Origin of the sequence: Streptococcus sp. K0074 (assembly GCF_048843365.1) — a bacterium.
Lineage (GTDB): Bacteria > Bacillota > Bacilli > Lactobacillales > Streptococcaceae > Streptococcus > Streptococcus mitis_BM.
Genome location: NZ_CP184836.1, coordinates 652329 through 668407, shown reverse-complemented (window position 1 = coordinate 668407; position 16079 = coordinate 652329). Strand labels below are relative to the sequence as shown.

20 protein-coding genes are annotated in these 16079 nt (G+C 42.4%); 7 read left to right on the top strand and 13 right to left on the bottom strand.

The features are described 5' to 3' along the window. Nucleotides 1-83: 83 nt before the first annotated feature. The 6 genes from gatC to nusB all read left to right on the top strand — a co-directional run bounded on the left by gatC (nt 84) and on the right by nusB (nt 4814). Nucleotides 84-386, top strand: a complete 303-nt coding sequence (gene gatC / locus ACN076_RS03330; protein ID WP_000705427.1) for an Asp-tRNA(Asn)/Glu-tRNA(Gln) amidotransferase subunit GatC — start codon at nt 84-86, stop codon at nt 384-386. After that, the gene (gene gatA / locus ACN076_RS03325) at nt 386-1852 is read left to right on the top strand and encodes an Asp-tRNA(Asn)/Glu-tRNA(Gln) amidotransferase subunit GatA (protein ID WP_420790122.1); all 1467 of its coding nucleotides are present in this window, start codon (nt 386-388) and stop codon (nt 1850-1852) included. Before gatC ends, gatA begins: the two co-directional genes overlap by 1 nt. Beyond that, entirely contained in the window at nt 1852-3294 is a 1443-nt protein-coding gene (gene gatB, locus ACN076_RS03320; RefSeq protein ID WP_420790121.1) for an Asp-tRNA(Asn)/Glu-tRNA(Gln) amidotransferase subunit GatB, read from the top strand. Before gatA ends, gatB begins: the two co-directional genes overlap by 1 nt. A gap of 130 nt (nt 3295-3424) precedes the next feature. Further along, nucleotides 3425-3985 (top strand): elongation factor P, encoded by a 561-nt coding sequence (gene efp / locus ACN076_RS03315; protein ID WP_000568643.1) that lies wholly within the window; start codon nt 3425-3427, stop codon nt 3983-3985. A 21-nt stretch (nt 3986-4006) separates the two neighbouring features. Beyond that, complete coding sequence (locus ACN076_RS03310) at nt 4007-4396, top strand: Asp23/Gls24 family envelope stress response protein (RefSeq protein ID WP_000536306.1); 390 nt, start codon at nt 4007-4009, stop codon at nt 4394-4396. After that, nucleotides 4389-4814, top strand: a complete 426-nt coding sequence (gene nusB, locus ACN076_RS03305) for a transcription antitermination factor NusB (protein WP_000203642.1) — start codon at nt 4389-4391, stop codon at nt 4812-4814. The genes ACN076_RS03310 and nusB overlap by 8 nt, the downstream gene beginning before the upstream one ends. Before the next feature lie 100 nt (nt 4815-4914). Here the strand turns inward: nusB and ACN076_RS03300 are convergent, their stop codons facing one another. The 13 genes from ACN076_RS03300 to ACN076_RS03240 form a co-directional block, all read right to left on the bottom strand. Next, nucleotides 4915-5682, bottom strand: coding sequence for an acetyl-CoA carboxylase carboxyl transferase subunit alpha (locus ACN076_RS03300; protein ID WP_420790120.1), 768 nt, complete (start codon nt 5680-5682; stop codon nt 4915-4917). Continuing rightward, nucleotides 5679-6545 carry an acetyl-CoA carboxylase, carboxyltransferase subunit beta gene (gene accD, locus ACN076_RS03295; RefSeq protein ID WP_420790119.1) on the bottom strand — a complete coding sequence of 289 codons (867 nt, stop codon included), beginning with the start codon at nt 6543-6545 and terminating at the stop codon, nt 5679-5681. The genes ACN076_RS03300 and accD overlap by 4 nt, the downstream gene beginning before the upstream one ends. Nucleotides 6546-6581: 36 nt before the next feature. Beyond that, nucleotides 6582-7949, bottom strand: coding sequence for an acetyl-CoA carboxylase biotin carboxylase subunit (accC, locus tag ACN076_RS03290; protein ID WP_420790118.1), 1368 nt, complete (start codon nt 7947-7949; stop codon nt 6582-6584). A gap of 11 nt (nt 7950-7960) precedes the next feature. Further along, nucleotides 7961-8383: a 3-hydroxyacyl-ACP dehydratase FabZ gene (fabZ, locus tag ACN076_RS03285; RefSeq protein WP_000565515.1), complete on the bottom strand. Its 423-nt coding sequence runs from the start codon at nt 8381-8383 to the stop codon at nt 7961-7963. Then, nucleotides 8380-8865 (bottom strand): acetyl-CoA carboxylase biotin carboxyl carrier protein, encoded by a 486-nt coding sequence (gene accB / locus ACN076_RS03280; protein ID WP_420790117.1) that lies wholly within the window; start codon nt 8863-8865, stop codon nt 8380-8382. The genes fabZ and accB overlap by 4 nt, the downstream gene beginning before the upstream one ends. A 2-nt stretch (nt 8866-8867) precedes the next feature. Continuing rightward, on the bottom strand, nt 8868-10103 hold the full coding sequence (gene fabF / locus ACN076_RS03275) for a beta-ketoacyl-ACP synthase II (RefSeq protein ID WP_420790116.1): 1236 nt from the start codon (nt 10101-10103) through the stop codon (nt 8868-8870). A 21-nt stretch (nt 10104-10124) separates the two neighbouring features. Then, nucleotides 10125-10856: a 3-oxoacyl-[acyl-carrier-protein] reductase gene (fabG, locus tag ACN076_RS03270; RefSeq protein WP_420790115.1), complete on the bottom strand. Its 732-nt coding sequence runs from the start codon at nt 10854-10856 to the stop codon at nt 10125-10127. 43 nt (nt 10857-10899) lie between these two features. Beyond that, complete coding sequence (gene fabD / locus ACN076_RS03265; RefSeq protein WP_420790114.1) at nt 10900-11820, bottom strand: ACP S-malonyltransferase; 921 nt, start codon at nt 11818-11820, stop codon at nt 10900-10902. Continuing rightward, on the bottom strand, nt 11813-12787 hold the full coding sequence (fabK, locus tag ACN076_RS03260) for an enoyl-[acyl-carrier-protein] reductase FabK (protein ID WP_420790113.1): 975 nt from the start codon (nt 12785-12787) through the stop codon (nt 11813-11815). The genes fabD and fabK overlap by 8 nt, the downstream gene beginning before the upstream one ends. Before the next feature lie 117 nt (nt 12788-12904). Continuing rightward, the gene (locus ACN076_RS03255; RefSeq protein WP_420790112.1) at nt 12905-13129 is read right to left on the bottom strand and encodes an acyl carrier protein; all 225 of its coding nucleotides are present in this window, start codon (nt 13127-13129) and stop codon (nt 12905-12907) included. Nucleotides 13130-13187: 58 nt separating this feature from the next. Next, nucleotides 13188-14162, bottom strand: coding sequence for a beta-ketoacyl-ACP synthase III (locus tag ACN076_RS03250; RefSeq protein ID WP_125451789.1), 975 nt, complete (start codon nt 14160-14162; stop codon nt 13188-13190). After that, on the bottom strand, nt 14162-14596 hold the full coding sequence (locus tag ACN076_RS03245; protein WP_000386357.1) for a MarR family winged helix-turn-helix transcriptional regulator: 435 nt from the start codon (nt 14594-14596) through the stop codon (nt 14162-14164). The genes ACN076_RS03250 and ACN076_RS03245 overlap by 1 nt, the downstream gene beginning before the upstream one ends. A gap of 91 nt (nt 14597-14687) precedes the next feature. After that, nucleotides 14688-15473 (bottom strand): enoyl-CoA hydratase, encoded by a 786-nt coding sequence (locus ACN076_RS03240; protein ID WP_265477162.1) that lies wholly within the window; start codon nt 15471-15473, stop codon nt 14688-14690. Nucleotides 15474-15681: 208 nt separating this feature from the next. On the opposite strand from ACN076_RS03240, the gene ACN076_RS03235 reads away from it, so the two are divergent. Then, a complete protein-coding gene (locus ACN076_RS03235) occupies nt 15682-16068 on the top strand; it encodes a hypothetical protein (RefSeq protein ID WP_420790111.1) in 387 nt (128 codons plus the stop codon). Nucleotides 16069-16079 lie beyond the last annotated feature (11 nt).

Sequence of the window (16079 nt, the reverse complement as noted above, 5' to 3'; positions counted from 1 at the left end):
TTTCAGCTCCCCCTCCCTTATTTATAGGAAAATATGGTAAAATAGAACAGACTAAAAATCATCATTTCACGAAAGGATGCAAGATGAAAATTACGCAAGAAGAGGTAACACACGTTGCCAATCTTTCAAAATTAAGATTCTCTGAAGAAGAAACTGCTGCCTTTGCGACAACCTTGTCTAAAATTGTTGACATGGTTGAATTGCTGGGCGAAGTTGACACAACCGGTGTCGCACCTACTACAACTATGGCTGACCGCAAGACCGTACTCCGCCCTGATGTGGTCGAAGAAGGAACAGACCGTGATCGCTTGTTTAAAAACGTACCTGAAAAAGACAACTACTATATCAAGGTACCAGCTATCCTAGACGATGGAGGAGATGCCTAATGACTTTCAACAATAAAACCATTGAAGACTTGCACAATCTCCTTGTTTCTAAGGAAATTTCTGCAACAGAATTAACCCAAGCAACACTTGAAGATATCAAGTCTCGCGAGACAGCTATCAACGCTTTCGTCACCATCGCTGAAGACCAGGCTCTTGCTCAAGCTAAAGCCATTGATGAAGCTGGAATCGATGCTGACAATGTCCTTTCAGGAATTCCACTTGCTGTTAAGGATAACATCTCTACAGACGGCATTCTCACAACTGCTGCCTCAAAAATGCTCTACAACTACGAGCCTATCTTTGATGCGACTGCGGTTGCCAATGCAAAAGCCAAGGGTATGATTGTCGTCGGAAAAACCAACATGGACGAATTTGCCATGGGTGGTTCAGGTGAGACTTCACACTATGGTGCCACTAAAAATGCTTGGGACCACAGCAAGGTTCCTGGTGGATCATCAAGTGGTTCTGCCGCAGCCGTAGCCTCAGGCCAAGTCCGTTTGTCTCTTGGATCTGATACTGGTGGTTCTATCCGCCAACCTGCTGCCTTCAACGGGATTGTTGGTCTCAAACCAACCTACGGAACAGTTTCACGTTTCGGTCTCATTGCCTTTGGTAGCTCATTAGACCAGATTGGACCTTTTGCTCCGACTGTTAAGGAAAATGCTCTCTTGCTCAACGCTATTGCCAGCGAAGATACCAAAGACTCTACTTCTGCTCCTGTCCGAATTGCCGACTTTACTTCAAAAATCGGCCAAGACATCAAGGGTATGAAAATCGCTTTGCCTAAGGAATACCTTGGTGAAGGGATTGACCCAGAGGTTAAGGAAACCATTCTGAATGCTGCTAAGCACTTTGAAAAATTGGGTGCTATCGTTGAAGAAGTCAGCCTTCCTCACTCTAAATACGGTGTTGCGGTCTACTACATCATCGCTTCATCTGAAGCTTCATCAAACTTGCAACGCTTTGACGGTATTCGTTACGGCTACCGCGCAGAAGATGCGACTAATCTTGATGAAATCTATGTAAACAGCCGTAGCCAAGGTTTCGGTGAAGAGGTAAAACGTCGTATCATGCTAGGTACTTTCAGCCTTTCATCAGGTTACTATGATGCTTACTACAAAAAGGCTGGTCAAGTTCGTACACTCATCATTCAAGATTTCGAAAAAGTCTTTGCGGATTACGACTTGATTTTGGGCCCAACTGCACCAAGCGTTGCCTATGACTTGGATTCTCTCAACCACGACCCAGTTGCCATGTACTTGGCTGACCTTTTGACCATCCCAGTCAACTTAGCTGGTCTCCCAGGAATTTCGATTCCTGCTGGATTCTCTCAAGGTCTACCTGTCGGTCTGCAATTGATTGGTCCTAAGTACGCTGAGGAAACCATTTACCAAGCTGCTGCTGCTTTTGAGGCAACAACAGACTACCACAAACAACAACCCGTGATTTTTGGAGGTGACAACTAATGAACTTTGAAACAGTCATCGGACTTGAAGTCCACGTAGAGCTCAACACCAATTCAAAAATCTTCTCACCTACTTCTGCCCACTTTGGAAATGAGCAAAATGCCAACACTAACGTGATTGACTGGTCTTTCCCAGGAGTTCTGCCAGTTCTCAATAAAGGTGTTGTTGATGCCGGTATCAAGGCTGCTCTTGCCCTCAATATGGACATCCACAAAAAGATGCACTTTGACCGCAAGAACTACTTCTATCCTGACAATCCTAAAGCCTACCAAATTTCTCAGTTTGATGAGCCAATCGGTTATAACGGCTGGATTGAAGTCGAGTTAGAAGACGGTACAACTAAGAAAATCGGTATCGAACGCGCCCACCTAGAAGAAGATGCTGGTAAAAACACCCACGGTACAGATGGCTACTCTTATGTTGACCTCAACCGTCAAGGGGTGCCCTTGATTGAGATTGTATCTGAAGCGGACATGCGCTCACCAGAAGAAGCCTACGCTTATCTGACAGCCCTCAAGGAAGTTATCCAGTACGCTGGTATTTCTGACGTTAAGATGGAAGAAGGTTCGATGCGTGTGGATGCTAACATCTCCCTTCGTCCTTATGGTCAAGAGAAATTCGGTACCAAGACTGAGTTGAAGAACTTGAATTCCTTCTCAAATGTTCGCAAGGGTCTTGAATACGAAGTCCAACGTCAGGCTGAAATCCTACGCTCAGGTGGTCAAATTCGCCAAGAAACACGCCGTTACGATGAAGCCAACAAGACAACTATCCTCATGCGTGTTAAGGAAGGCGCTGCTGACTACCGCTACTTCCCAGAACCTGACCTACCTATCTTTGAAATTTCAGATGAGTGGATCGAAGAAATGCGTACAGAGTTGCCAGAGTTTCCAAAAGAACGCCGTGCGCGTTATGTATCTGACCTTGGCTTGTCAGACTATGATGCTAGTCAGTTAACTGCGAACAAAGTCACTTCTGATTTCTTTGAAAAAGCTGTTGCCCTCGGTGGCGATGCTAAACAAGTCTCTAACTGGCTCCAAGGTGAGGTTGCTCAGTTCTTGAACGCTGAAGGAAAAACACTAGAACAAATCGAATTGACACCAGAAAACTTGGTTGAAATGATTGCCATCATCGAAGACGGTACTATCTCTTCTAAGATTGCCAAGAAAGTCTTTGTCCACCTAGCTAAAAATGGCGGTGGCGCGCGTGAATACGTGGAAAAAGCTGGCATGGTTCAAATCTCAGATCCAGCTGTCTTGATTCCAATTATCCACCAAGTCTTTGCGGATAACGAAGCCGCAGTTGCCGACTTCAAGTCAGGCAAACGTAACGCAGATAAGGCCTTTACAGGATTCCTGATGAAAGCTACTAAAGGACAAGCTAATCCACAAGTCGCCCTCAAACTCCTTGCCCAAGAATTAGCGAAGTTGAAAAAAGATTAATATGTAAAAGAAACCAGCCCTGAGGTTGGTTTTTTCGCACCTACCAAATCCCAATAACTATTTTGGCTTTATTTCCAGAAGATTTTATGGTAAAATGAAGAGTAATAATATTTATTAAAGAGGTAAAAACATGATTGAAGCAAGCAAATTGAAAGCTGGTATGACATTTGAAACTGCAGACGGAAAATTGATCCGCGTTTTGGAAGCTAGCCACCACAAACCAGGTAAAGGGAACACGATCATGCGTATGAAATTGCGTGATGTCCGTACTGGTTCTACATTTGACACAAGCTACCGTCCAGAAGAAAAATTCGAACAAGCTATTATCGAGACTGTTCCAGCTCAATACTTGTATAAAATGGATGAAACTGCCTACTTCATGAACACTGAAACGTACGACCAATACGAAATTCCAGTCGTAAACGTTGAAAACGAATTGCTTTACATCCTTGAAAACTCTGATGTTAAAATCCAATTCTACGGAACTGAAGTAATCGGTGTAACTGTACCAACTACTGTTGAATTGACAGTTGCTGAAACACAACCATCTATCAAAGGTGCTACTGTTACAGGTTCTGGTAAACCAGCAACTATGGAAACTGGACTTGTTGTCAACGTTCCTGACTTCATCGAAGCTGGACAAAAATTGATCATCAACACTGCAGAAGGAACTTACGTTTCTCGTGCCTAATCTCTAGAAAGAGGTCATTCTATGGGAACTGAAGAACAATTTGGCGAAATCGTTATCGCTCCACGTGTACTTGAAAAAATCATTGCCATCGCAACTGCTAAAGTTGATGGTGTCCATTCATTTTCAAATAAATCCGTATCTGATACCCTATCAAAACTCTCTCTTGGTCGTGGCGTCTACTTAAAAGAAAGCAACGAAGAACTAACTGCTGACATCTACCTCTACCTTGAGTATGGTGTGAAAGTACCAAAAGTGGCTCTTGCTATTCAAAAAGCGGTCAAAGATGCTGTCCATGATATGGCAGATGTGGAACTTGCTGCTGTCAATATCCATGTTACAGGAATTGTTCCAGACAAAACACCAAAACCTGAGTTGAAAGATCTATTTAACGAGGACTTCCTCAATGACTAGTCCATTATTAGAATCTAGACGCGAACTTCGTAAATGCGCTTTTCAAGCTCTCATGAGCCTTGAATTTGGCACAGACATGGAAACAGCTTGTCGCTTTGCCTACACACATGACCGTGAAGATGAAGATGTACAAATTCCAGCCTTTCTTCTGAACTTGGTTTCTGGTGTTCAAGCTCAAAAAGACGAGTTGGATAAACAAATCAACCAGCACCTCAAGTCCGGCTGGACAGTTGAACGCTTGACCTTGGTCGAAAAAAACTTACTACGCTTGGGTATCTTTGAAATCACTTCATTTGATACACCTCAGCTGGTAGCAGTCAATGAAGCCATTGAACTTGCCAAGAATTTTTCAGATCAAAAATCAGCCCGCTTTATCAACGGACTGCTTAGTCAATTTGTAACTGAAGAAAATGAATAATCAAAAAGGTGTTTGGTCTTCCAAGCACCTTTTGTTGTGTCCTCGACACAGAGTAAGAACCTCAAAAAACTAGAACTGACTGCCAGTTCTAGTTTTTATATTAGTATTTTCTAAATCGTTGATAACGCTCTTCCAACAACTCTTCTAGAGTTTTTTGTGAAAGTAGGGCTAGCTCCGTTTGGAGTTCTTTTTTGACATTCTTAATTAGTTCTTTGCTAGAAAGTCCCGTTTCAGAGATCACCTTGTCCACCACGTCCATTTCTAACAACTCATGTGAAGTGATTTTCATCAGTTCTGCTGCTTCCATAGCACGACTGCCATCCTTCCATAGAATGGAAGCAAAGCCTTCTGGACTGAGAATGGCATAGATAGAATTTTCCAGCATCCAGACACGGTCTGCGACTGCTAGAGCCAGAGCCCCACCTGAACCACCTTCACCGATAATGATGGCGATAATAGGAACTTTTAGGTCACTCATTTCCATGAGATTACGAGCAATAGCTTCTCCCTGTCCACGTTCTTCCGCCCCCACACCAGGATAGGCACCTGCAGTATTGATAAGGGTCACAACTGGACGGCCAAACTTTTCAGCCTGTTTCATTAAACGCAAGGCCTTGCGGTAGCCTTCTGGGTGCGGTTGCCCAAAATTCCGTCTAAGATTATCTTGTAAGCTCTTGCCTTTTTGGATACCAACCACTGTTACAGCTTGGTCTCCAAGCCAGCCGATACCACCCACAACTGCACCATCATCTCGAAAAGAACGGTCACCATGTAATTGGATAAATTCATTAAAAATGCCTGTCGCAAAGTCCAAGGTTGTCAAGCGACTCTGCTCACGCGCTTCTCTGACTATTTTTGCAATATTCATCTAGGACCCCCTCCGTGCAATCTGACTAGACTAGCAATCGTATCTGGCAAGTCTCTTCTTTTGACAATAGCATCCACAAAACCATGTTCCAATAGGAATTCTGCCTTTTGAAACCCTTCAGGCAAGCTTTCACGAACCGTATTTTCAATCACACGACGCCCAGCAAAACCGACCAAGCTCTGTGGTTCAGCCAGAATGATATCTCCTTCCATAGCGAAAGAAGCTGTTACACCACCTGTCGTTGGATCTGTCAAAATGGTCAAGTAAAATAGGCCTGCATTTGAATGACGTTTAACTGCTGCAGAGATCTTGGCCATCTGCATGAGACTCATGATTCCTTCCTGCATACGGGCTCCACCAGAGGCTGTGAAGAGAACAACTGGCAATTGTTCGACAGTCGCATACTCAAACAAACGAGTGATTTTCTCCCCTACAACCGTACCCATAGAAGCCATGATAAAGTTGGAATCCATAATCCCAAGAGCTACAGTCTGACCTTTAACAAGAGCAGTTCCTGTCACAACGGCTTCATCCAACCCTGTTTTTTCCCGCATGGTTGTTAGTTTCTTTTGATAACCAGGGAAATGCAAAGGATCCTTGCTTTCAATCCCTGTAAACAATTCCTTAAAGGTTCCCATATCAATTGTCAAAGCCAAGCGTTCTTGGGCAGAAATACGAAAGGTATAGCTACAGTTAGGACAGATACGCTCACTTCCCAGATCCTTCTGATAAATGGTATGCTTACAACCTGGACACTTAGAAAATAATTCATCTGGAACCTCTGGCTTTGCTTGAGGTTTTTCCCTAACCGAACGATTGGGATTGATTCGAATATACTTATCTTTTTTACTAAATAGAGCCATTGATTCCCCTTTTCGGTTTAAACTCTTAAAGTCATTTTATTCTTTTTCTTGATATTTAGGTAAGAAGGTTTCCATCAAGAAGGAAGTATCATAATCTCCAGCAATGACATTGCGATCTGAAATGAGGTCAAGCTGGAAATCTGCATTGGTCTGCACCCCTTCAATCTCTAATTCATAGAGGGCACGTTGCATTTTCATCAAGGCATCAAAACGATTTTCACCGTGAACGATAACTTTGGCAATCATACTGTCATAATAAGGTGGAATGGTATAGCCTGGATAAACTGCTGAATCCACGCGCAAACCAACTCCACCACTTGGAAGATAGAGATTGGTAATCTTACCTGGACTTGGAGCAAAGTTAAAGGCTGGATTTTCTGCATTGATACGACATTCAATAGCATGACCTCGTAGAACAATATCTTCTTGCTTAACAGACAGAGGTTGACCTGCTGCAATGCGAATTTGTTCCTTAACGATATCCACACCTGAAACAAATTCTGTTACTGGATGTTCTACTTGTACACGAGTATTCATCTCCATAAAATAGAATTTACCGCTAGCTTCATCAAGAAGAAACTCAATAGTCCCTGCATTCTCATAGCCAACAGACTCTGCCGCTCGAACAGCAGCAGCACCGATTTCATGGCGCAGCGTTTTTCCGATTGCAATCGAAGGACTTTCTTCCAAAACCTTTTGGTTATTCCGTTGAAGAGAACAATCCCGTTCACCCAAGTGAATCACATGTCCATGCTCATCTCCTAGGATTTGAACCTCAATATGGCGAGCTGGATAAATAACCCGTTCTATGTACATAGCACCATTGCCATAATTGGCCTTGGCTTCGCTTGAAGCAGTTTCAAAGGCAGAAACGAGGTCTTCTGGTTTTTCAACCTTACGAATCCCTTTACCACCTCCACCTGCTGAAGCCTTGAGCATAACAGGATAGCCAATTTTTTCAGCAACAATCAAGGCTTCCTCAGAGTTATGCACTTCTCCATCTGAACCTGGTATAACAGGCACGCCTGCTTTGATCATCTGAGCGCGCGCATTGATCTTATCCCCCATCATATCCATGACATGACCAGATGGGCCGATAAACTTGATACCAACTTCTTCACACATGGTAGCAAATTTGGAATTTTCACTGAGAAATCCAAAACCTGGGTGAATAGCTTCTGCCTCAGTCAAGACTGCAGCTGATAGAACCGCATTAATATTGAGATAAGACTCTGTTGGCTTACCAGGGCCAATACAAACTGCTTCATCTGCCAAAAGCGTATGAAGGGCTTCCTTATCAGCAGTTGAATAAACCGCCACCGTCGCAATGCCCAATTCACGCGCCGCACGGATAATACGAACCGCAATTTCACCACGATTGGCAATTAAAATTTTTCGAAACATGGAGAACCTCCTTAGTTCCCTATTGCAAAGGTAAGAGTACCACTAGCTGCAAGCTTGCCATCCACTTCAGCCTTTGCTTCAACCACGGCAATGGTACCGCGACGTTTTACAAACGTTGCCGTCATAACTAATTGATCACCTGGTACAACTTGCTTCTTGAACTTAACCTTATCCATACCAGCGTAAAAGACCAGTTTTCCTTTATTTTCAGGTTTTGACAACTCCAAGACACCAGCTGTTTGCGCCAATGCTTCCATGATAAGAACACCTGGCATAACTGGATATTGAGGGAAATGACCGTTAAAGAAGGGCTCATTGATGGTTACATTTTTGATGGCAACAATAGTGTCCTCGCTCACTTCCAACACACGATCCACTAGGAGCATAGGGTAACGGTGGGGTAGAGCCTCTTTGATTCCTTGAATATCAATCATTTGATACGTACCAATCCTTTACCAAACTCTACCATTTCTTCATTAGAAACGAGAATTTCTGTTACCACACCATCCTTAGGAGCTGGGATTTCATTCATGACTTTCATGGCTTCAATAATAACCAAAGTTTGGCCTTTCTTGACACTATCTCCAACTGTAACAAAAGCTGGTTTATCAGGTCCTGCAGCTAGGTAAGCCACCCCAACAAGTGGGCTCTCTACAACATCTCCCTCAGCAGCCACGCTTGCTTCAGCTGGCGTCGAAGTTTCTTCCACTACAGTCTCTGCTGGAGCAGATGTAGGAACTACTGGACTAGGTGTTGCTAGAACTGGTGCTGGAGCAACTTGAGGTGCAACTTCAGATACAAGTCTCGCTTCATTCTTGCTAAACTCCAACTCATCCGTCCCATTCTTATAAGAAAATTCTCTCAAACTTGACTGGTCAAATTGAGCCATCAAGTCTTTAATATCGTTTAAATTCATACTTACTTATTCTCCCAACGTTTGAAAGCAAGAACTGCATTGTGGCCACCAAAACCAAAGGTATTTGAAATAGCGTATGGAATTTCTTGCTCCAAGCCTTGTCCATAAACGACATTGGCTTCGATATAATCTGATACTTCACTTGTCCCAGCTGTCATTGGAACAAAGTTATGACGCATAGCCTCGATTGTTACGATAGCTTCTACTGCACCTGCAGCCCCCAGCAAATGTCCTGTGAAAGACTTGGTTGATGATACAGGTACTTCCTTACCAAGAACAGCTACGATCGCACCACTTTCTCCTTTTTCATTAGCAGGAGTTGAGGTTCCGTGAGCATTGACATAGGCTACTTGTTCTGGGGAAATCTCAGCTTCTTCCAAGGCTAGTTTGATGGCCTTGATAGCTCCCTGACCTTCTGGATGAGGAGAAGTCATGTGGTAGGCATCACAGGTATGTCCATAACCAACCACTTCAGCGAGTATCGTTGCCCCACGTTTTTCTGCATGTTCAAGACTTTCAAGAACCAACATCCCTGAACCTTCTCCCATGACAAAACCGTTACGGTCTTTATCAAATGGAATGGAAGCACGAGATGGATCCTCTGTAGTAGAGAGAGCTGTCAGTGCTTGGAAACCAGCAATAGCAAAAGGTGTGATAGAAGCTTCTGAACCACCTACCAACATAACATCTTGGAAACCAAATTTAATTGAGCGGAAGGCATCCCCAATCGCGTCATTTGATGAAGCGCAGGCAGTATTGATGGATTTACAAACACCGTTTGCTCCAAAACGCATGGCAACATTTCCTGAAGCCATATTTGGCAAGGCTTTTGGAAGGGTCAATGGTTTCACACGTTTTGGTCCTTTGTCATGGAGGCGAAGCACTTGATCTTCAATTTCTTTGATTCCACCAATACCTGAGGCAACAATAACACCAAAACGATCTTTATCAAGGGCCTCTACATCCAAATTGGCATGATTAACAGCTTCTTGGGCTGCGTACAAGGCATACAAAGAGTAGTTATCAAAACGATTGGTATCTTTCTTTACAAAGTATTTATCAAAAGGAAAATCTTGGACTTCTGCCGCATTATGCACATCAAAGTCACTATGATCAAATTTTGTAATTTGACCAATTCCGATTTTTCCAGTTGTCAAACTATTCCAAAATTCTTCTGGTGTATTTCCGATTGGAGATGTTACTCCATAACCTGTTACTACTACGCGATTTAGTTTCATCTTTTTTACCTCTAGCTTCTGCTACATACTTAAGCCACCATCAATGGCAACCACTTGACCAGTTAGATAATCTTGGCCTGCTAAAAATACTGTCAAATCTGCAACCTGCTCTGCCTGCCCAAATGCTTTCATAGGAATTTGTGCCAGCATAGCATCTTTTACCTTGTCTGATAGAACAGCTGTCATATCGGACTCAATCATTCCAGGTGCAATAGCATTAACCCTGATATTGCGATTGGCCACTTCACGAGCCACAGACTTGGTAAAACCAATCAAACCAGCCTTAGAAGCTGCATAGTTAGCTTGACCGATATTTCCCATCAAACCAACAACACTAGACATATTAATGATAGCACCTTCTCTGGCTTTCATCATCGGTTTCAAGACTGATTGTGTCATGTTAAAGGAACCAGTCAAGTTAACCTTGAGAACTTTTTCAAAATCCGCTTCTGTCATCTTGAGCATCAGGGTATCTTGGGTAATCCCTGCATTGTTGACCAAAACATCTACTGAACCTAGCTCTGCAATAGCTTGCTCAACCATACGTTTAGCATCTGCAAAATTTGACACATCTCCTGAAATGGGAACTACCTTGACACCATAGTTTGCAAACTCGGCTAGCAAGTCCTCTGAGATTGCCCCACGGCTGTTTAAAACAATATTGGCTCCTACCTGAGCAAACTTGTGGGCGATGGCAAGACCAATTCCACGACTCGAACCTGTAACAAAGATATTTTTATTTTTTAGTTGCATTCTTTTCTCCTGTTTCCTCCTGTATTTATGGGAGAAGGGATTACTAGTTTCCTAGAAGAGCTTCCAGGCTAGCCTGATCTTCAACATTGGCTAGTTTAGCCGTCTTATCAATCTTTTTAACAAAGCCTGACAAGACTTTCCCTGGGCCAATCTCTATAAAGTTGGTTACGCCTGCTTCTTGCATAACTGCAATGCTTTCATAGAAACGAACTGGCTCCTTAACCTGACGCGTCAAAAGTTGAACAATGTCTTCTTTTTTCATAACTGTAGCTTCTGTATTGCCGACTAGGGGACAAGTGAAATCTGAAAAACTTACCTGAGCTAGAGTTTCAGCTAGTTTCTGGCTAGCAGGCTCAAGGAGAGCGGTATGAAAGGGACCTGACACCTTGAGAGGAATCAAGCGTTTGGCACCTGCTTCCTGCAAGAGTTCGACAGCTCGGTCAACTGCAGCCACTTCTCCACCAATCACGATTTGTGCAGGTGTATTATAGTTGGCTGGGGTAACCACTCCAAGCTCAGAAGCTTTTTGACAGGCTTCCTCAATGACCTCTACTGGTGTATTGAGAACTGCTACCATCTTACCAGAGCCAGCAGGAGCTGCTTCTTCCATATAGGCGCCACGCTTAGCAACCAAGGCTACCGCATCTTCAAAATCCAAGGCACCGCTGGCCACCAAGGCAGAGTATTCTCCAAGAGACAAACCAGCAACCATATCAGGCTGATACCCCTTTTCTTGCAATAAACGATAGATAGCAACCGAAGTTGCTAAAATAGCTGGTTGCGTATAGCGGGTCTGATTAAGTTTTTCTTCTTCTGTATCAATGAGATAACGCAAATCATAACCGAGTACCTGACTCGCTTGATCAATCGTTTCTTTGACAATCGGATACTGATCATAGAGATCCCGTCCCATACCTAGATACTGGGCACCTTGGCCAGCAAATAAAAAGGCTGTTTTAGTCATTTCTTACAACTCCTACCCAACGAGAGGCTTCTTCTTGAATTTTCTTAGCTGCTCCGTAGTACAAATCTTTTAGGATTTCTTCTGCTGTTTCTTCCTTGGAAACAAGCCCTGCAATCTGACCTGCCATAACAGATCCGCCATCCACATCTCCGTGAACAACTGCTTTGGCTAGGGCACCTGCTCCCATTTGTTCAAAAATTTCCAAATCTGGATTTTCTTGTTTAAAGGCATCTTTCTCAGCTTTTTCAAAATCACGAGTCAACTGATTTTTAATAGCACGAACAGCATGGCCAAAATGTTGGGCTGAAATCGTAGTATCAATATCTCTAGCTTTTAAAATCTTGGCCTTATAATTCGGATGGGCATTAGACTCTTTTGCAACGACGAAACGTGTTCCAACCTGAATAGCCTCTGCACCTAGCATAAAACCAGCAGCAGCACCTTCTCCATCCGCAATCCCTCCTGCAGCAATAACAGGAATAGATACAGCTGCAGCTACCTGGCGCACCAAGGTCATAGTTGTTAATTTACCGATATGCCCCCCAGCTTCCATTCCTTCTGCAATAACAGCGTCCGCACCGATTTTTTCCATGCGTTTAGCTAAAGCAACACTTGGTACAACAGGAATAACTGTAATACCAGCTTCGTGAAAGCGTTCCATGTATTTACCAGGATTTCCTGCGCCTGTTGTAACAACCTTAACACCTTCCTCTATGACAAGGTCTACAATATCTTCCACAAAGGGAGACAAGAGCATGATGTTGACACCAAAAGGCTTATCCGTCAATGATTTGATTTTATCAATATTTGCCTTGACAACTTCTTTAGGGGCATTTCCCCCACCGATAATCCCTAGCCCTCCAGCCTTGGAAACAGCCCCTGCCAAATCACCATCAGCAACCCAGGCCATTCCTCCTTGGAAAATAGGATAATCAATGTTCAATAATTCTGTAATACGCGTTTTCATAGTGCCTCCATCGTTTCTTGCTTACGTAATAGTTCGATACTGTCATAATTTGACAATCAAACTATTGCCTAAACAAGAGGGAGCGGGTTTCCCTACTCCTTCTATCTTATATTCTGCTTATTTCGTTTGCTCTTCAACGTAGGCAACCAAGTCACCAACTGTTTTCAAGTCATCTTCTGCTTCGATTTGGATATCAAAAGCATCTTCGATTTCTGAAATTACTTGGAACAAGTCCAATGAATCTGCGTCCAAGTCATCAAAAGTTGATTCAAATGTTACTTCTGATGCGTCTTTTCCAAGTTCTTCAACAATAATTTCTTGTACTTTTTCAAATACTGCCATGATAGGACTCCTTTAAAATAAATAGTTTTTTATAACAATGTGTTCACCACATGATTACCTAAATTGTAAGAATGAGCGTGCCCCAGGTCAAGCCTCCACCGAAGCCTGATAGCAGAACAGTCTGGCTACCATCTAAATGGATAAGACCTTGTTCTACACACTCTGAAAGTAAAATCGGGATACTTGCTGCACTGGTATTGCCATATTCCATCATATTGGCTGGAAGTTTGTCTCGGTCGACACCGATTTTTCTAGCCATCTTATCCAAAATACGGTCATTAGCCTGATGAAGTAGCAGATAATCCAAGTCTGTCGCCTCTACAGGAGATTCTTCAATAGTTTGTTTGATAGACTTAGCTACATCTCGAATGGCAAAATCAAAGACCGCGCGCCCATCCATCTTCAAAAATGAATCTGCATTTTCTCGATCTGAAAATGGAGATTGCAAGCCTGAATATCCATAAGTTAGACACTCGCTACGACTCCCATCACTATTAAGACTCTCAGCTAAGAAATGCTCTTGCTCGCTAGCTTCTAGCAAGACTCCACCAGCACCATCTCCAAACAAGACAGCTGTTGATCGGTCCGACCAATCGACTGCCTTAGAGAGGGTTTCACTACCAATCACTAAGCCTTTTTGAAAGCGACCAGAAGCGATAAACTTTTCAGCAGTTGATAAAGCAAATACAAATCCACTGCAAGCAGCTGTTAGGTCAAAAGCAAAAGCTTTTTTGGCACCAATATTAGCTTGGACACGAGCAGCTGTAGAGGGCATCATCGAATCTGGAGTGATGGTAGCTAGGATGATAAAATCCAGCTCTTCTCCTGTGATTCCAGCTTTTTTCATCAGTTTCTTCGCAACCTCTGTAGCCAAATCACTGGTAGATTCTGTTCTTGAAATATGCCTTTGTCGTATTCCCGTCCGACTTGAAATCCACTCATCATTGGTATCCATAATCTGAGCCAAATCATGATTTGTAACCACTTGCTCTGGCACATAATGAGCAACCTGGCTTATTTTTGCAAAAGCCATTATTTCAAATCCTCCAAAAATTGATAAAGTTTCGTCAAACCTTTGCCCATAACCTCAGTTTCTTCCTTGCTCATACCGTCGATAATATTTTCAACCATGGCCTTATGGAAGCGTTTATGTAGTCTATGAACCAAGCGACCCTTCTTTGTCAAATGCAGATGCACCACACGACGATCCTGCTCTGAACGAATGCGTTCAATGTACCCCTTACGTTCGAGATTATTTAAACTCGTCGTAACAGTCCCAAGAGTCACCATCAACTCTTTTGACACTTGACTTGGCGTCACGTCTGGGAATTTTCCAATTACATCGATTGTATGGACTTCTTTGATGGAGATATCTTTGAAACGACTACCCCTCAAGCTAACTTCCTCGATGACGAGGACATTGTTAAATATAGATGTTAAATATTCATTAATTCGTTGGTAGTCCAATCTCTTTTCCCTCCTTTTCAAAAAACTTTCACAATCAAAACATTTGACAAAAAAATTATATCAAAGTTCAAAGAATGGTGCAAGTATTTTTCTATTTTCCTGTGAATTTAGGTCTTCTTCTCTCCGAATGAGCTCGCACTCCTTCTTTAAAATCCTCTGTTTGAGCTAAGGATTCCTGTAGGTTCAGTTCTAAAATAGCATAATCTTGCCAATCTTTAAATTGACTCTCCCAAACCAACTTCTTGATGGCAGCATAGGAATTAGCTGAGCCACGTCTTAATTTTTTAAGAAGCTGTTCTCTGGTCTTTTCTAGTTTGTCAGCTTCACATACACGATAAACAAGACCCCAATCCAGAGCTTTATCAGCAGTCAAAGCCTCTCCTGTCATAGCTAGTTGAGCAGCACGCGTCACACCGATACTGCGGCTCAAGAGATAAATCCCACCTGCATCTGGAGCCAAACCAACTCCGACAAAGGCTTGGATAAACTTAGCCTTATCCGTTGCAAGACAGAAATCCGCAGCAACAGCCATATTCGCTGCGGCACCTGCAACAGCCCCGTCAACCTCCATCAAGACAGGTTTGGCTATTTGCTTGATTTTATAAGAAATATCATTTACCAACTCTGCGATTTTCGTCAATGATGGAATATCATCCTCATCTACTGCCCGCTTCATCTCTACCAAATCTCCCCCAACTGAAAAGACCTTTCCACTAGCATTGATCAAGATAAAACGCACAGACGAATTCTCTTCTGCCAGAGTCAAGGTTTCTAAAATTTCCTCACACATGGGAATGTGGAAGCCGTTAGCGACATGAGGACGGTTTAAAGTAATAATTGCCAAGTCCTCTTCAAGCTGATAAATAATATGTTCCATCAGGACTCCTTTTTATTTTATAAGCAGTTTAAATTATTTCATTATCGAAGTATATCTTTTTTAGGAGTAGAAAGCAAGAAAAAATCGACTGAAAGTGTCTCAGCTGATTTTGAATTATGAAATTTTAAAAGTTAATTATCTTATTTGAATCAATGTATTTAATATGATATAGTTATAAAAAACTTATTTTTGAAAAAGGAGTAAATTCATGTATAGAAACTTGATAAAAGTTGCAAAAGATGTCGTAAAGTTAGCAAATAAAAGAGATAAAGATAGACGAGAGAACAAAACTTTCAAAATTATTTCTTTAGCTGATATACAAATTTCAGACGAATTTGATTTGCTATCAAAACAAATAGTAGAACTTCTCATGAAATTGAATCGTGATGAAGTCATTGCACTTCAAACCATCATGTATCTAGGTAGAGAAAATAATGTTGAACAAAAATCTCCTGACGAAATCTTTCTCACCCGTTTTGATGAGGTAAAATCATCAAGTCAAGATTCTAAAGAAATAGAAGTTCTTTACATGGTTGACAAACCATTAGGTGAATATCTTACAGAAGGATACCGAATCCTTGGTATTAGACTATAAATCAAACTGAG

What these genes read in the sequence shown, in the direction of transcription:
- gatC (WP_000705427.1), top strand. Translation starts at nt 84, where the DNA reads ATGAAAATTACGCAAGAAGAGGTAACACACGTTGCCAATCTTTCAAAA.
- gatA (WP_420790122.1), top strand. Translation starts at nt 386, where the DNA reads ATGACTTTCAACAATAAAACCATTGAAGACTTGCACAATCTCCTTGTT.
- gatB (WP_420790121.1), top strand. Translation starts at nt 1,852, where the DNA reads ATGAACTTTGAAACAGTCATCGGACTTGAAGTCCACGTAGAGCTCAAC.
- efp (WP_000568643.1), top strand. Translation starts at nt 3,425, where the DNA reads ATGATTGAAGCAAGCAAATTGAAAGCTGGTATGACATTTGAAACTGCA.
- ACN076_RS03310 (WP_000536306.1), top strand. Translation starts at nt 4,007, where the DNA reads ATGGGAACTGAAGAACAATTTGGCGAAATCGTTATCGCTCCACGTGTA.
- nusB (WP_000203642.1), top strand. Translation starts at nt 4,389, where the DNA reads ATGACTAGTCCATTATTAGAATCTAGACGCGAACTTCGTAAATGCGCT.
- ACN076_RS03300 (WP_420790120.1), bottom strand. Translation starts at nt 5,682, where the DNA reads ATGAATATTGCAAAAATAGTCAGAGAAGCGCGTGAGCAGAGTCGCTTG.
- accD (WP_420790119.1), bottom strand. Translation starts at nt 6,545, where the DNA reads ATGGCTCTATTTAGTAAAAAAGATAAGTATATTCGAATCAATCCCAAT.
- accC (WP_420790118.1), bottom strand. Translation starts at nt 7,949, where the DNA reads ATGTTTCGAAAAATTTTAATTGCCAATCGTGGTGAAATTGCGGTTCGT.
- fabZ (WP_000565515.1), bottom strand. Translation starts at nt 8,383, where the DNA reads ATGATTGATATTCAAGGAATCAAAGAGGCTCTACCCCACCGTTACCCT.
- accB (WP_420790117.1), bottom strand. Translation starts at nt 8,865, where the DNA reads ATGAATTTAAACGATATTAAAGACTTGATGGCTCAATTTGACCAGTCA.
- fabF (WP_420790116.1), bottom strand. Translation starts at nt 10,103, where the DNA reads ATGAAACTAAATCGCGTAGTAGTAACAGGTTATGGAGTAACATCTCCA.
- fabG (WP_420790115.1), bottom strand. Translation starts at nt 10,856, where the DNA reads ATGCAACTAAAAAATAAAAATATCTTTGTTACAGGTTCGAGTCGTGGA.
- fabD (WP_420790114.1), bottom strand. Translation starts at nt 11,820, where the DNA reads ATGACTAAAACAGCCTTTTTATTTGCTGGCCAAGGTGCCCAGTATCTA.
- fabK (WP_420790113.1), bottom strand. Translation starts at nt 12,787, where the DNA reads ATGAAAACGCGTATTACAGAATTATTGAACATTGATTATCCTATTTTC.
- ACN076_RS03255 (WP_420790112.1), bottom strand. Translation starts at nt 13,129, where the DNA reads ATGGCAGTATTTGAAAAAGTACAAGAAATTATTGTTGAAGAACTTGGA.
- ACN076_RS03250 (WP_125451789.1), bottom strand. Translation starts at nt 14,162, where the DNA reads ATGGCTTTTGCAAAAATAAGCCAGGTTGCTCATTATGTGCCAGAGCAA.
- ACN076_RS03240 (WP_265477162.1), bottom strand. Translation starts at nt 15,473, where the DNA reads ATGGAACATATTATTTATCAGCTTGAAGAGGACTTGGCAATTATTACT.
- ACN076_RS03235 (WP_420790111.1), top strand. Translation starts at nt 15,682, where the DNA reads ATGTATAGAAACTTGATAAAAGTTGCAAAAGATGTCGTAAAGTTAGCA.